The organism is Kitasatospora sp. NPDC018058, assembly GCF_044327205.1.
GTDB lineage: Bacteria > Actinomycetota > Actinomycetes > Streptomycetales > Streptomycetaceae > Kitasatospora.
This window is the reverse complement of sequence record NZ_JBIRFA010000008.1, coordinates 207346-222083: the sequence shown is the minus strand read 5'-3', so window position 1 is coordinate 222083 and position 14738 is coordinate 207346. Positions and strand designations below refer to the sequence as shown.

General features: G+C 74.0%; 14 protein-coding genes. 4 read left to right on the top strand and 10 right to left on the bottom strand.

The window, feature by feature from the left end; translation table 11 throughout:
- Positions 1-15 precede the first annotated feature (15 nt).
- On the top strand, positions 16-966 hold the full coding sequence (locus ACH4E7_RS14060) for an EamA family transporter (protein WP_396249294.1): 951 nt from the start codon (positions 16-18) through the stop codon (positions 964-966).
- Here ACH4E7_RS14060 and ACH4E7_RS14055 read toward each other — a convergent pair.
- The 4 genes from ACH4E7_RS14055 to ACH4E7_RS14040 form a co-directional block, all read right to left on the bottom strand.
- Positions 945-1841, bottom strand: a complete 897-nt coding sequence (locus ACH4E7_RS14055) for a hypothetical protein (RefSeq protein ID WP_396249293.1) — start codon at positions 1839-1841, stop codon at positions 945-947. The two genes, ACH4E7_RS14060 and ACH4E7_RS14055, sit on opposite strands and share 22 nt — an antisense overlap.
- A gap of 111 nt (positions 1842-1952) precedes the next feature.
- A complete protein-coding gene (locus tag ACH4E7_RS14050) occupies positions 1953-2978 on the bottom strand; it encodes a TolB family protein (protein WP_396249379.1) in 1026 nt (341 codons plus the stop codon).
- Positions 2979-2980: 2 nt separating this feature from the next.
- Positions 2981-4300: an MFS transporter gene (locus ACH4E7_RS14045; protein WP_396249292.1), complete on the bottom strand. Its 1320-nt coding sequence runs from the start codon at positions 4298-4300 to the stop codon at positions 2981-2983.
- A gap of 5 nt (positions 4301-4305) precedes the next feature.
- On the bottom strand, positions 4306-5241 hold the full coding sequence (locus ACH4E7_RS14040; RefSeq protein WP_396249291.1) for an alkaline phosphatase family protein: 936 nt from the start codon (positions 5239-5241) through the stop codon (positions 4306-4308).
- A gap of 238 nt (positions 5242-5479) precedes the next feature.
- Between ACH4E7_RS14040 and ACH4E7_RS14035 the strand changes: the two genes are divergently transcribed.
- Positions 5480-6850, top strand: a complete 1371-nt coding sequence (locus ACH4E7_RS14035; protein ID WP_396249290.1) for a cobalamin biosynthesis protein — start codon at positions 5480-5482, stop codon at positions 6848-6850.
- Entirely contained in the window at positions 6847-7893 is a 1047-nt protein-coding gene (gene cobC, locus ACH4E7_RS14030; protein WP_396249289.1) for an Rv2231c family pyridoxal phosphate-dependent protein CobC, read from the top strand. The genes ACH4E7_RS14035 and cobC overlap by 4 nt, the downstream gene beginning before the upstream one ends.
- Here cobC and ACH4E7_RS14025 read toward each other — a convergent pair.
- From ACH4E7_RS14025 to ACH4E7_RS14000, 6 genes are all read right to left on the bottom strand, one after another.
- Positions 7880-8704: an MOSC domain-containing protein gene (locus tag ACH4E7_RS14025; RefSeq protein WP_396249288.1), complete on the bottom strand. Its 825-nt coding sequence runs from the start codon at positions 8702-8704 to the stop codon at positions 7880-7882. The two genes, cobC and ACH4E7_RS14025, sit on opposite strands and share 14 nt — an antisense overlap.
- Positions 8698-9150: a hypothetical protein gene (locus tag ACH4E7_RS14020; protein ID WP_396249287.1), complete on the bottom strand. Its 453-nt coding sequence runs from the start codon at positions 9148-9150 to the stop codon at positions 8698-8700. Before ACH4E7_RS14020 ends, ACH4E7_RS14025 begins: the two co-directional genes overlap by 7 nt.
- 190 nt (positions 9151-9340) lie before the next feature.
- Entirely contained in the window at positions 9341-10363 is a 1023-nt protein-coding gene (gene glnII, locus ACH4E7_RS14015; protein WP_396249286.1) for a glutamine synthetase GlnII, read from the bottom strand.
- 199 nt (positions 10364-10562) lie between these two features.
- Entirely contained in the window at positions 10563-11525 is a 963-nt protein-coding gene (locus ACH4E7_RS14010) for an SCO1860 family LAETG-anchored protein (protein ID WP_396249285.1), read from the bottom strand.
- Positions 11526-11652: 127 nt separating this feature from the next.
- Complete coding sequence (locus ACH4E7_RS14005; protein ID WP_396249284.1) at positions 11653-12330, bottom strand: uracil-DNA glycosylase; 678 nt, start codon at positions 12328-12330, stop codon at positions 11653-11655.
- 92 nt (positions 12331-12422) lie between these two features.
- Positions 12423-13514, bottom strand: a complete 1092-nt coding sequence (locus ACH4E7_RS14000; RefSeq protein WP_396249283.1) for an amidohydrolase family protein — start codon at positions 13512-13514, stop codon at positions 12423-12425.
- A 98-nt stretch (positions 13515-13612) separates the two neighbouring features.
- On the opposite strand from ACH4E7_RS14000, the gene ACH4E7_RS13995 reads away from it, so the two are divergent.
- The gene (locus ACH4E7_RS13995) at positions 13613-14698 is read left to right on the top strand and encodes a pyridoxal-phosphate-dependent aminotransferase family protein (RefSeq protein WP_396249282.1); all 1086 of its coding nucleotides are present in this window, start codon (positions 13613-13615) and stop codon (positions 14696-14698) included.
- Positions 14699-14738: the final 40 nt, after the last annotated feature.

Here is a 14738-nt window from a genome sequence, read left to right as displayed (position 1 = left end):
GTTGAGGGGGACGTCATGGACCGCAAGCGCGCCGCGATCGCCGCCACCGCCGCACTGGCCCCGGCCGCCTGGGGCACCACCTACCTGGTCACCACCCAGCTGTTGCCCGAAGGCCGCCCGCTGCTGCTCGCCGCGCTGCGGGCGCTGCCGGCCGGGCTGCTCCTGCTGCTGATCGGCCGCAGACTGCCCAAGGGGCGCTGGTGGGGGCGCGCGGCGGTGCTCGGGATGCTCAACATCGGGCTGTTCTTCCCGCTGATGTTCGTCGGCGCGTACCGGTTGCCCGGCGGCGTCGCGGCCACCATCGGGGCGATCCAGCCGCTGCTCGTCGCCGGGTTCTCGATCGGGGTGCTCGGTGTCCGGCCCGGACGGCGGGCGCTGCTCGCCGGGCTGGTCGGGGTCGGCGGGGTGGCCCTGCTGGTGCTCAAGAGCGGGGCGAAGCTGGACGGCCTCGGGATCGCCGCGATGGTCGCGGGTGTCGCGCTGATGGCCATGGGCACCGTACTCACCCGCCGCTGGGGCCGCCCCGAGGGGGCGACCCTGCTCGACCTCACCGCGTGGCAGCTGCTCGCCGGGTCGGTCTTCCTGGTCCCGCTGGCGGCGGTGGTCGAGGGCGCGCCGCCGGCACTGAGCGGCGCCAACCTGGCGGGCTTCGCCTACCTCGGCCTGTTCAGCACGGCGCTCGGGTACGTGCTGTGGTTCCGCGGCATCGAGCGCCTGGGCGCCGGGCCGGCGTCCTTCCTGGGACTGGTCAACCCGGTGGTGGCGACGGTCGGCGGCCTGCTGGTCCTCGGCCAGACCCTCACCCCGTGGCAGGTCCTCGGCCTGCTGCTGGCGCTCGGCGCGCTGCTGGTCGGCCAGTCCCCGAGCCGTCCGGCCACCGCGACGGGCCAGGCGCCCGCGCCCCTCTCCGTCCCCGCGCCCTCGTCCGACGTGCTGCGCGCGGCTCAGCCGGTGGCGCGGATGTAGATGTCGGCGGCGCCCGGCAGGCCGCCGGGGATGGTGGCGACGTAGATCCGGCGGGCGCCGGCCGGGTGGACGGGGACGGGGACGGCGGAAGGGGTCCAGCCGGGGGTCGGGGTAGCCGTCCAGGTGGGCGGCGGGGTCGGGGCCGGGGAGGGACTGCCCTCCCCGACCCCGGCCTTGGCATCCGGCTCGGCCGAGGGCTCAGGGGGTGCAGAAAGTTTCGGGGGCTCAGAGGGTTCATCGGACGCGTCGGCGTCGGCGTCGGCGTCGGCGTCGGCGTCGGCGTCGGCGTCGGCACTCGGGTCCGCGGGGCCGCCGTCCGCCGGCTGCGCCGCGATGGCGACCGGGGCGGACGTCGCCTCGGACGGGGACGCGACCGCCGACGGGGAGGCCGCGGCCGAGGGGCTCGCCGACGGCTCCGGCGGCTCCGGCAGCTCCGGCGCCTCGGCCGGCTCGTCCCCGCCGAGCGCCGCCGCGAGGTCCGGCGGCAGCGGGGCGGTCGGCCCGGGCGCCGGGAGGTCGTAGGTCCGCAGGAAGTCCCCGAGCCCCGGGTCCTTGCCTCCCCCGAGCCGGTAGTGCAGGTAGGCGATCGGCGCCCCGTCCGACGTCCGGGTGTAGACCGTGCTGACCGGCACGTAGTACCGCCCGGCTCCCGGATGCTGGGAGGGGTGGAGACCGGCCAGGCGCTCGGCGCGGTCGCGGTCGGTTTCCCGGCCGACCTGGTCGGCGGTGAGCGCGTTGACGCCGCGCACCACGAGGGCGGCGGCGACGGACACGCCGAGCACCAGCCCGACGGCGACGGTGCGCCGCAGGACCGGGCGGCCGTGCAGGGCGGGCCAGGAGTCGGCCACCATGCGCTCGGGTGGGATGCCGTCCACGGTTTCTCGCTCCCCCGTTTCGATCAGGACGTTCGATCGGGCCATCCGATCAGATCGGGACAGCCGATCAGGACGTCACATTCCCTTGAGGGGACCGTAGCCCAGAGTTCCTCAGCCCAGGTAGGCGGGGGCGACCGCAGCCTCGGTGACCAGTCGAGCGCCGCCGGAGCCGTCCGCCGGGACGGTCCACAGGTCGGCGCCGTAGTCCCCGGGCAGGGCGTACAGCAGGGTGCCGTTGTCGGACCAGAGTGCCTGGTCGTCGATGTTGCGCTGCTCGGCGGTCGCGGTCTCGGTCATCGTGCCCAGGTCGAGGACGTACAGCCGCCAGGGGGAGTCGGCGGACAGGCCGGGGACGCGCTTCTTGTACGCGATGTGGGTGCCGTCCGGGGAGAGCGAGGGGCACTCCACGTTGTCGTGCAGGGTGGTCAGGGTGCGGGCGGCGAGGTCGCCGCGGACCAGGTGGGTATGCCCGCCGGTGGCTAGGGTGGCGTAGAAGGTGTTGTCGTCGGCGAAGGTGACGCCCCAGATGTTGACGTCGTGCGCCTGGTACGGGTGGCCGTCCTTGACGACGGCGAAGTCCTCCAGGTTCTCCCGCAGGTTCCAGTCCCGGACGTCCACGATCGAGGTGCGGGTGGAGAAGTCGGTGCCCGCGTAGGAGTCGCCGCTGACGAAGACCGTCCAGGCGGCGAGGTGCCCGGACGGGGAGACCCGGGAGCGGGTGGGGATGCCGGCGGCGGGGAACGAGCGCCGCTCGTGCAGGTGGTCGTCCAGGATGACGGCGCGGTAGGTGTCCTCCAGCGCTCCGTGCTGGGCCTGCAGGCAGATACCGGTGCCGGCGGCGGCGTGGAAGCGCAGGCACTGCGTGCCGGAGGCGGTGCGCGGGCCGTCCGGCCGGTCGGCGGGGACGGTGGTGATCTCGTCCCGGTGCGGGCCCCAGGCCATGTTGCGGAACATCAACTGACGTCCCTTCGAAGGGACTTGAAGAGACACCGACCCCGGGTTGACGGCCGGACCGCCGGTCTGGGTGCGGTCCCGCTCTGCGGTGCGGTCGGCGGCGTACAGGACGGCGCCGGTGCCGACCGCGCCGAGCACCAGGACGGCGACCAGCAGCACGATCAGCCTGGTCCGGTTCTGCAGGTTCACGAACGCTCCTCGGCGGCAACGGGTTCGGACGTGCGCAGCACCACCGCCGCGCCGCCCACGCACAGCGCCAGCGCGCCCGCCGACCAGGCCAGCGCGCTCGGGCCGCCCTCCGCGCTCCACAGCGCGCCGAACAGCAGCGAGCAGGCGAACCGGGCCAGCACCTGCCCGGTGCCGACCAGGGCCAGCCCGGCGCCGCGCTGTTCGGCGGGCACCGTGTCGGCCGCGGCGGCGGCGAGCACCCCGTCGGTGGCGGCGTAGAAGGAGCCGTGCAGCACCAGTACGCAGATCACCGCCGGCAGCCCGCGCAGCGGCGACAGCAGCAGCCCGTACGCCGGCAGCAGCACCCCGTGCCCGAGCAGGAAGAGCCGGCGGCGGCCGATCCGGTCGGCGAGCGAGCCGAACGGGACGGCGAGCAGCAGGAAGGCGGCCGCGGTGCCGAGCGGCAGCAGCGGGAACAGGTCGACGGACAGGCCGAGTCGGCGCTGGATCAGCAGGTAGAGGAAGGAGTCGCTGACGGTGGTGAGCCCGAGCAGCACGGCACACAGGGTGAGCCGGCGCAGTCCGGGAAGGCGCAGCAGGGTGAGGCTGTCGCGCAGCGAGGGGACGCCGGCCGACGGATCGTCACCGTACGGCCGGTTCGGCACGAACAGCAGCAGGATCAGCACACCCAGCGCGGCGACGCAGGCGCTGACCGTGAACACGGCGTCGTAGCCGTGCCGTTCACCGCCGTCGGCGAGCAGCGGGCCGCCCGCGAGGCGCAGCACCAGGAAGGCGGTGAGCGGGCCGAGCAGGGCGCCGGCCGTGTCCATCGCCCGGTGCACGCCGAACGCCCGGCCGCGGTGGGCGGGTTCGGTGGCGAGCGAGATCATCGCGTCCCGGGGCGCGGTGCGCAGGCCCTTGCCGGTGCGGTCGACGGCGATGACGGCGCCGATCAGCGGCACGGTGTGGACGAACGGCAGCAGCGGGCGGCACAGCGCGGACAGCCCGTACCCGACGGCCGCGACGGCCTTGTGGCGGGCGGCCCCGTCGCGGCCGCGGCGGTCGGCGAGGTGGCCGCCGACGAGCCGGACCAGGGCGCTGAAGCCGTTCTGGATGCCGTCGAGCAGCCCGAAGCCGAGCGGGGACAGGCCGAGTCCGGTGAGCAGGTAGAGCGGCAGGACGGCATTGACCATCTCGGAGGAGATGTCGGTGACCATGCTGACGGCGCCGAGGGCGATGACCGCCCCCGGCACGGCGCGCAGGGCGGCGCCCCGCCGCACCGGGCCGGTGGCCGGTGCGGCGGGGGCCTTGGAGCTGCGGGAGTCCGCGACGTACACGGGCGTCAGTTCCAGATGCCGGTGATGTCGGAGGCCCCGGCGGAGTTGCCGGCGTGGGCGTTGACGCCGGCCAGGTCCTCCAGAGTGTGCAGCACGTCGTAGTGGTTGTAGGTGGTGGCGGCGGAGCTGCCCGGGGCGACGTGGGCGCCGTAGACCAGGGTCGGGATGCGGTTGCCGGCCAGGCGGTTGTCCTCGTCGAAGGTCACCACCAGCAGGCTGTTGTTGTTCTTGGCCCACTGGGCGTACGCATCGAGGTTGGTCTGCAGCCAGGAGTCGCCGGTACCCACCGAACAGTCGTGCATGTCGTCGCAGAGGTCCGGGATGACGAAGGAGACCTTGGGCAGGGTGGTGAAGTCGGTCGGGAACGCGTCCATGCCGTAGGCGCTGGAGGTGGGCACGTTGCCGAAGCCGAACCACGGGTTGTGCTTCTGCGCGTAGTTGTCGACGCGGCAGTCGGTGGCGCCGGGGGCGGGCAGGCCCTCGTTGTAGCTGGCCCAGGTCTGGTTGGCGGCGAGCAGCTCGGAGGCCAGGTTCGGCTGCTGCAGCGCGCCGACGTCCACGCAGCTGTCGTCGACGATGCCCTGCGAGCTGCCGGAGAACAGCATGTAGTAGTTGGGCTGGCTGGGGTGGGTGAGCGCGTACGACTGGGTCAGCGTCGCGCCGCCGGCCGCCAGGGTGCCGTTGATGTACGGCGCGTTGGAGCTGCCGATGACCTGCGAGTACGCGTGATTCTCCATCATCACGACGATCACGTGGTCGGGCGAGGGCAGGCCGACCGCGGTGTCGGCGGCCGCGCTGCCGCCCGCGGCCCACAGGCCGAGCGAGCCGGCGACCAGGCCGAGGCCGGTGGCGATGGCGGTGAGCGGGCGGAGCGGACGACGACGGGCGGGGCGCGGGCCGGCGGTGGGGGTGCCGGGGGTGCGGAGTCGTGCGAAGGCCATGGGGTCCTCCGAGTGTCGGGCTTCCGGGGCGGGAGCGCCGAGAACAGTAGGATCGCGGCATGTCGTGTACCGCACAAGAGAAGTGAAGAACAGACGAACAGCTGCGACGCGGTCCCCGTACGAAGCAACGGAGTCCGCGTCGGATCTCACACGCGCCGTGATTGACCCCTTCCGCCGCGCGTGGTGGGATCACGGGGGCCCGTCGACGTAGGGCCGGGGACGGCAAGGAGTGCGGTACGTGATCGGACTGGTCGCCATCTACGGGCCGGGCCGCCCGCTGACCGACGAGCTGCAGGCCCTCTGGCCGGAGAGCAGCTACGCCTACCGGGCCTCGCGCGGCAACTGCTTCCAGGGGCCGGAGGCGATGCACTTCGCCCTCAGTCGGCACCGGCAGGTGATCGCCGTCGGGTCGCTCGCCGCCGTCGTCGGGCTGCTGACCGACGACCGCGTGAACGTTCCGCGCGGCGCCGAGGTGCTCTGTCTGGACCCGGGACGGCGCTGGGTGATCCCGCTGACCCACACGGACTCGGCCGAGGAGCTGGCCCGGGAGGTGGCGGCCGCCCTCGGGGTCACCCCGGTGTTCACCGGCCCGCCGTCCGCCCCCGAGAACCCGCTCGCCGTCCTGACGTCACACGCCGTGCGCTACCACCGGGCCGGCTCCGCCGCCACCGAGCAGGCGGCTAGGGACGGACGGCCGGTGCGGCTGGTCACCGACGTGCCGTACCCGCTGCCCCCGCTGCCCCCGAACATCCGGCCGGACGCGCCCGAGGACGCCCCCGTGCTGCGGGTCACCGACCAGGAGGACCCGGGCAACAGCGACCTCCTGGTCGTCCCGCGCACCCTGGTCGTCGGCATCGGCGCGGGCAGCGGCACCGAAGCGGCCGACGCGATGAAGCTGCTGATGGCCGTGCTCGCGGAGACCGGCCACCTCCGCTCGGCGATCGCCCGGTTGGCCACCGTGGCCGGCAAGGCGGACCACCCGGCGGTGCGCTGGGCCGCGCGCTGCCTGAACGTGCCGGTGGACGAGCACCCGGCCGATGAACTGGCCCGGCTCACGGTGCCGAACCCCTCCGAGGTCGTCGGCACGGCGGTCGGCACCGCGAGCGTGGCCGAGGCCGCGGCGCTCGCGAGCTCGAACGGCGGTCGACTCGTGGTCACCAAGCGGAAGTCGGCGACGACGACGGTCGCGATCGCCCGGGCCGCGGTGCGCGGCCGGCTGGCGCTGGTCGGCCTCGGGCCGGGGGCCCACGACCTGCTGGTGCCGCGCGCCCTGACGGAGCTGCGGCGCGCCTCGGTGGTGGTGGGCAGGCCGGAGGCGGTCGAGGCGGTGGCCGGACTGCTCCGGCCGGGGACGCGGCAGGTCGCGGTGCCGGAGCCCGGGACGGTACGGAACGCCCGCGGAGTGGTACTGGACTGGGCCGGAGTCGCGACGGACGGCACCGGACAGGTGGTCGACCACACCGGAGCGGCCATCGCGCTGGCCGCCCACGGGCACGCCGTCGCGCTGGTCGCCCTCGGCGACGGTACCGGGCTCGCCGTGCCGCCGGGCCCGTACGACGTCCACCGGGTACCCGGCCTTCCCATCGACCAGCGAGGAGCCTCCACGTGACCGCCCCCGAACCCGACCTGCGCCACCACGGCGACGCCGAGGTGCGCGCCGCCGGCCGCGGACTGGTCGACCTCGCGGTCAACGTCCGCACCGGCACGCCCCCGGCCTGGCTGCGCGAGCACCTGGCCGCCACCCTCGGCGACCTCGCCGCCTACCCCGACCAGAGCGCCGCCCGCGCCGCGGTGGCCGCCCGGCACGGGCGCCCGGTCGGCGAGGTGCTGCTCACCTCGGGGGCGGCGGAGGCCTTCGTGCTGCTCGCCCGTGTGGTGACCGCTCGTCACATCGCTGTCGTGCATCCACAGTTCACCGAACCGGAGGCCGCGCTGCGGGACGCCGGGCACCGGGTGCACCGGGTGCTGCTCACCGCCGAGGACGGGTTCAGGCTCGGCGCCGTCCCCGAGGAGGCGGACCTGGTCGTCCTCGGCAACCCCACCAACCCGACCTCCGTGCTGCACCCCGCCGAGACGGTCACCGCACTCGCCCGCCCCGGGCGCACCCTGGTGGTGGACGAGGCGTTCATGGACACCGTCCCGGGCGAGCGGGAGTCCCTGGCCTCGGCCCGGGACCTGCCCGGCCAGGTCGTCGTCCTGCGCAGCCTCACCAAGACCTGGGGCCTGGCCGGGCTGCGGATCGGCTACGCCCTCGGACCGGCACCACTGATCGCCGCCCTCGGCGCCGCCCAGCCGCTCTGGCCGGTCTCCACCCCCGCACTGGCCGCCGCCGAGATCTGCAGCGGCCCGGCCGCGCTGGCCGAGGCGGAGCAGGCTGCCGCCGAACTGGCCCTGTGGCGGGCGTACTTGGTGAAGGGCCTGACCGCCGTCCCGGGCCTGCGGATGTACGGCGAAGCGGCCGCCTCCTTCGTCCTGGTCCGACTACCGGGCGCGGCGGCCGTGCGCGAGCGGCTGCGCGAGCACGGCTTCGCCGTCCGGCGCGGGGACACCTTCCCCGGGCTCGGCGAGGACTGGCTGCGGATCGCCGTCCGGGGCGAGGAGACCACCGACCGATTCCTCAACGCCCTGGAGACGGTGCTCAGTTCAACCTGACACCGATCGGCCTGACCCCGGCCAGCCGGACCCCGTCGCCGGGCTCGATCCGGCCGGGCGCCAGCACCTGCGCGTACACCCCGGCGCAGGGCAGTTCCGGCATGCCCTCCAGGGGGACCAGCCGGTTCCGCTCGGCCGGGATCCGCAGCGCCTCGGTGCGGCGGGGCAGCGGGCCGTGCCGCAGGGCCGGGACGGCGCAGCGCGGGGTGGGCACCACGACCCGCAGCCGCAGCGTCGGGCCGATCGTCAACTCCCGCCCCACCCAGGCGTTCTCGACGAATCCCTCGCCCTCGGTGCGGATCACCAGGTTCGGCCGGTAGCGCTCGGCCTCGGCGCCGACGGCCGCCAGCGTCGAGCTGGTGATCAGGTGCAGCGGGGCGAAGTCGAAGAAGCCGCCCTCCGGTGCGGCCCGCCCCAACTCATTGACGGTGACGGGCACTTCCGCCGCGATCCCGTGCGCCAACACCTCCTCCGGCACGGCCCGCTCGACCGTCGCGCCGGGCGGGCGCTCGGCGATCAGGGCGAGCTTGCGGCCGAGCGCCTCGGACAGCTCCGCCTCGTCCGCCTCGCACCCGTCCGGGCCGGTGATCGCCACCCCGCCGTCCGTCGCGACCGCCGCCGAGTACCGGAGCAGGCCGGCCCACAACCGGGGGTTCTTGGCGCTGGCCACCCGCCCGGTCTCCACGTCCAGCAGCGCCCGGCCACGGTCCCCGGCCAGGCCGCGCTCGTCCACCTCGGCGGCCGAAAGCTCCTCCCCCAGCAGCGACTTGACCGGATAGCGGCGCAGCCGCTCGACCCGTCCGATCAGCATTCCCCCTCCGCCCACTCCCGCAGCGCCGCGAAGTGCAGCTCCCGCAGGCCGGCTCGGGGGTCGACCCACAGCGGCAGCGCCGGGGCCGGGTGGTTCGCCGCAATCCACTCGATGTCCTGCGGGCCGAGCTCGTCGTCCAGCCAGACGAACGGTCGCCCGGCCGCCCAGGCCACCAGCTCCCTGGTCTTCCAGTGCAGCCCGTCCGGATCCTGCCGGAACACCTCCGTCCAGGGTATGTACGGGAGTTCGGGCAGTCCGACGCGCGGTCCGATGAAGGTGTTCGCCTCGTCCATCCAGGTCGTCGCCCACACCAGCTCGTACGGCAGCGCCAGCAACTCCGCCCCGTGCGCCGGGTTCAGCCACACCCGCAGCGGCTTCACCACACCGTCCGCCCACCCCGCCGACGTCTCCGCCCACCAGGTGGGCAGCAGGGGCTTCTGGGTCATGCCAGGAATTGTCTGGCGGGCGCCCTGGATTGACCAGCGATTTGCGCAGGATCGGCGATCTCTGCAGGAGCAGCGATCTACGCGGTCACGGCCGGCTCCACAGGTTGCCGAGGCCGAGGAGTAGCGCAACGTCCGCAGGCCCCTCCCCACCCGGGGAGGGGCCTGCGGACGTAGGTGCCTCAGGGGCGGATCAGACCTGGCCGGCCTTCTCCAGGGCCTCGCAGCAGGTGTTGATCAGCAGGCGGGTGACGACGTAGGGGTCGATGTTGGCGTTCGGGCGACGGTCCTCGATGTAGCCCTTCTTCTCCACCTCGACCTGCCACGGGATGCGGACCGAGGCGCCGCGGTCGGAGACGCCGTAGCTGTAGACGTTCCACGGGGCGGTCTCGTGCTTGCCGGTCAGGCGGGACTGGATGTCGTCACCGTACTGGTTGACGTGCTCCAGCACCTTCTCCTGGGAGGCGCCGAGGGACTCGCAGGCGGTGATGATGGCGTCGTAGCCCTCGCGCATCGCCTTGGTGGAGAAGTTGGTGTGCGCACCCGCGCCGTTCCAGTCGCCACGGGCCGGCTTGGCGTCCAGGGTGGCGTCGATGCCGAACTCCTCGGCGGTGCGGTACAGCAGGTAGCGGGCGATCCACAGGTCGTCCGAGACGGACAGCGCGTCGACCGGGCCGATCTGGAACTCCCACTGGCCGGGCATGACCTCGGCGTTGATGCCGCAGATGGCCAGGCCGGCGTCGATGCAGCGGTCCAGGTGCAGCTCGACGATCTCGCGGCCGAAGACCTCCTCGGCGCCGACGCCGCAGTAGTAGCCACCCTGCGGGGCCGGGAAGCCGCCCTCCGGGAAGCCGAGCGGGCGGGAGCCCTTGAAGAAGGTGTACTCCTGCTCGATGCCGAAGATCGACTCCTGCGCGGAGTACTTCTCCTCGACCTCGCGCAGCAGGGCGCGGGTGTTGGACTCGTGCGGGGTGCCGTTCGTCTCCAGGACCTCGCACAGGACGAGGATGTTGTCACCGCCGCGGATCGGGTCCTTGACGACCTTCACCGGCTCCAGCACGCGGTCCGAGGCGTGGCCCTCGGCCTGGTTGGTCGAGGAACCGTCGAAGCCCCAGGTGGGGATCTTGTCGGCGTTGGGCAGGACGCGAGTCTTGGAACGGAGCTTCGCGGTCGGCTTGGTGCCGTCGATCCAGATGTACTCGGCCTTGATAGCCACGGCGGGTCCCTCGCATTGCTGGGTGGTGGGTGCCCGCGTAGCGTCGCAAGCCGCCGTTTCCCGGTTGTTCCTCTCATGTAACGCGCATGTGAACCAACCGTCCGCGTTGGCACGGTCACGGTGCGGAAGTGCCGGGCGCGGCACTCCCGCCCCCAAGGGTGCCCACGGCTCAGTACCTACGGACTCAGTACCGACGGACTCAGTGCCGACGGGCGTGCGCGGCCCGACGGCGCCGGGTGGCCCAGAGCGCGGCGGCCCCGCCCGCGACCAGGGCGGCGGCCCCGGCGGCCAGCGGACCGGTGGCGCTGCCACCGCCCGTGGTGGCGAGCTTCTCCGGCTTCTCCGCCGCTGCCTGCGGCACGGCGGCCCGCGAGGTGGTGGTGTCGGCCACCGGCTGGGCGGCGGGCGCACTGGTGGGTGCGGCGCTCGGGGTGTCCGCGACAGAGGGAGTGGCCGACGGCGCGGAGGGCTTCTCACAGCTCACCGAGGCGACGGTGATCTTCCCGGTGACCTTGGCGACGTTCAGGTTCAGCGGGTTCACCTCCACCTGCACCTCCAGCGCGGAGGCGGCGGCGGTGGTCGTGGTGGTGGTCTTCTTGGAGAACTCCACCGACACGCTGCCGACCAGTGGCACGTCCACCTTGGTCGGACCGTACAGCCCGACCGTGACCGGCTTGCCCAGCACGCTCAGCTTGGCGGGCGCGACCACGTTCGCGGTCGGCTGCCCGTCGACCGGACAGGTCGCCTCGGCGCTCATCGCCTCCAGGCCGAGCAGCGCGGTGGCGGGCAGGCCGGGGGCGTGCACGTCGGCGTTGACCAGCTTGACGGAGGCGGCGGTGCCCTTGGCGTCGGCGCGGGTGACGGACTTGCCGACGTCCGCCTTGACCAGCTCGACCGGGCCGGCCTGGTCGACCCCGTCCACCTTGGCGGTGAGCACCGGAGCGTCGCGCTGCTCGGGTGTCTCCACCTTGTTGAGCGCGATGTTCACGGGGACGTCCACGGCCTTGTTCAACAGGCTGACGTCCAGGTCGAGTTCGGCGGTGACGGCGCGCGCCTTGCCCACCGAGGGCGTGGGAGCCGGAGCGGCCTGGACGGGGCCTGCGGTGAGCGCGGTGCTCGCCATCACGGCAGCAGCTGCGGAAACGACTCGGCGAGAAGACATGGTGGTACCCCCACACAGATGAAACGATGAGCCGCCAGTCTTCTCGAAACAGCCCGTCACATGAGCACCACGGACCGTCATTTCACTCGTTGGAGTGAGTTTGACGCTCCGCGCCGACTCAACTCTGCTACGGCAGCCGCCAGTCCACCGGCTGCGCCCCCTGCTGCACCAGCAGCTCGTTCGCCCGGCTGAACGGCCGGGAGCCGAAGAAGCCGCCGTTCGCCGAGTACGGGCTCGGGTGCGCCGACTCGATCGCCGGGATGTCCCCGAGCAGCGGCCGCAGGTTGCGGGCGTCGCGGCCCCACAGGATCGCCACCAACGGGCCGCCGCGCGCCGCCAGCGCCCGGATCGCCTGCTCGGTGACCTCCTCCCAGCCCTTGCCCCGGTGCGCGGCCGGCTTGCGCGGCGCGGTGGTCAGCGCGCGGTTGAGCAGCAGCACGCCCTGGTCGGTCCACGGGGTGAGATCCCCGTTGGACGGCTGCGGCAGGCCGAGGTCGTTGCCGTACTCCTGGAAGATGTTGATCAGGCTCGCCGGGATCGGCCGCACCTCCGGCCCCACCGAGAAGCTGAGCCCCACGGCGTGGCCCGGGGTCGGGTACGGGTCCTGCCCGACGATCAGCACCCGCACGTCGGCGAAGGGCTGCTGGAAGGCCCGCAGCACGTTCGGGCCGGAGGGCAGGTAGGTACGGCCGGCGGCCAGTTCGGCGCGCAGGAAGTCGCCCATGGCGGCGACCCGCCCGGCGACCGGCTCCAGGGCGGTGGCCCAACCGGGCTCGACGATCTCGTTCAGTGGACGCGGTGCCATGGTGGCCACCCTATCGGCCTACACCGACAGCGCGTTCAGCGGATGATCATGTGAACGAGAAGCCCGACGAGGGCCCCGCGAGGAGCGCCGGATCACCCCACCGGCCGCCCCCGCAGCACCACCAAGTCCGGGTCCGCCAGCACCCGGACGTCCTCCCGGGGGTCCTCCTCGTACACCACGAAGTCCGCCGGAGCGCCCTCCGCCAGCCCCGGCCGCCCCAGCCACGCCCGCGCGCCCCAACTCGCCGCCGACAGCGCCTCGGCCGGGCTCAGCCCCGCCTTCACCAGCTCCGCCACCTCGTCCGCGACCAGCCCGTGCGCGAGCGAGCCGCCCGCGTCCGTCCCGACGAACACCGGGATGCCCGCGTCGTGCGCGGCACCCACCGTGTCGTACCGGCGCTCGTGCAGCCGCCGCATGTGCGCCGCCCAGGCCGGGAACTTGCCCTCCCCGCCGGCCGCCAGCTCCGGGAAGGTGGCGATGTTGACCAGCGTCGGGACGATCGCGACCCCGCGCTCGGCGAAGGCCGGGATCAGCTCCTCGGTCAGCCCGGTGGCGTGCTCGACGCAGTCGATCCCGGCCGCCAGCAGGTCCGGCAGCGACTCGGCCGCGAAGCAGTGCGCGGTGACCCGCGCGCCCTCCTCGTGCGCCGCCGCGATCGCCTCGACCAGCGCGTCCCCGGGCCAGCAGGCGGCGAGGTCACCGCGATCGCGGTCGATCCAGTCGCCGACCAGCTTCACCCAGCCGTCGCCGCGCCGGGCCTCGGCCCGGACGTAGGCGGCGAGGTCGCCGGGCTCGATCTCGTGCGCGTAGTTGCGGATGTAGCGGCGGGTGCGGGCGATGTGCCGCCCGGCGCGGATGATCCGGGGCAGGTCCTCGCGCTCGTCGATCCAGCGGGTGTCGGCGGCCGAGCCGGCGTCGCGGATCAGCAGGGTGCCGGCGTCGCGGTCGGTGAGCGCCTGCTTCTCGCTGGTCTCGGCGTCCACCGCGCCGTGCGCGTCCAGTCCGACGTGGCAGTGCGCGTCCACCAGGCCGGGCAGCACGAAACCGGTCAACGACCGGACGTCCCCGGCGGTCGGCGGGCGGGTGAAGCTCACCCGGCCGTCCACCACCCAGAGCTCGTCCCGGACCTCCTCCGGACCGACCAGCACCCGACCCCGGACGTGCAGCACCGCGCCATCGCTCATGGCCGCACTCTACCGACGGGGGCGTTCCCTGTAAGCAGCGAGAATGCGGCAGACTCGTTGCGGCACCCACCATCCCTGCAGCGAAAGGCTTCCAGACCGTGAGTCCCTTCCTCGACCTCCCCCCGCTCAACGCCGCCGGGTTCGCGGCGATCGAGGACCAGGTGGCCGCGCTGCTGCACACCGAGGCCGACGTGATCGTCACCCAGGGCGAGGCGCTCCTCCCGCTGGAAGCCGCCATCCGCGGGGCCGCGCACCCGGGCTCCACCGCGCTCAACATCGTCACCGGCCCGTACGGGCAGACCTTCGGCAACTGGCTGCGCTCCTGCGGGGCCGAGGTCGTCGACCTCGCCGTGCCCTTCGACAGCGCGGTGAGCGCCGCGCAGGTGGCCGCGGCCCTGGACGCCGCCCCGGGGATCGACTTCGTCTCCCTGGTGCACGCCGAGGCCGCCACCGGCAACACCAACCCGGTCGCCGAGATCGCCGCCGTGGTCCGCGAGCACGGCGCACTGCTGATGCTCGACGCGGTCGCCTCAGTCGCCGCCGAGCCGCTGCTCACCGACGAGTGGGGCATCGACCTGTGCGTCATCGGCGGCCAGAAGGCGATGGGCGGCCCGGCCGGGGTCTCCGCCGTCTCCGTCTCCGAGCGCGCCTGGGAGCGGATCGCCGCCAACCCGGCCGCCCCGCGCCGCTCCTACCTGTCCCTCCTGGACTGGAAGGAGCGCTGGACCGACGCCGGTCGCGCCGTACTCCCGCACGCCCCGGCCCAGTTGGAGATGCTGGCGCTCGGCGCCTGCCTGGACCGGATCGCCGCCGACGGGCTGCCCGCCGTGATCGCCCGGCACCGCGCCGCCTCCGCCGCCACCCGGGCCGGTGTCCGGGCGCTGAGTACGCTCAGCCCGTACGTCCACGAGGATGCTCACGCGGCCCCGGTCGCCACCACCCTGCGCACCCCGGCCGGTCTGCACGCCGCCGAGCTCGCCGCCGCCCTCGACCCGGCCCTGCCGGTCCAGCCCGGCGGCGGCGCCCTGGCCGCGGAGATGTTGCGGGTCAACCACTACGGCCCGGCGGCCTCGCTGGAGACCGTCGGCGCCTGCCTCGCCGCCCTCGCGACGGCCACGAAGGCCGACGCCGGGCCGGCCCTGGCGGCCGCCGAGACCGCCTGGCAAGCCACCGTCGGCGCCTAGGACGGAAACGCCGAGCGGCCCCCGGGGAGCCATCCCCGGG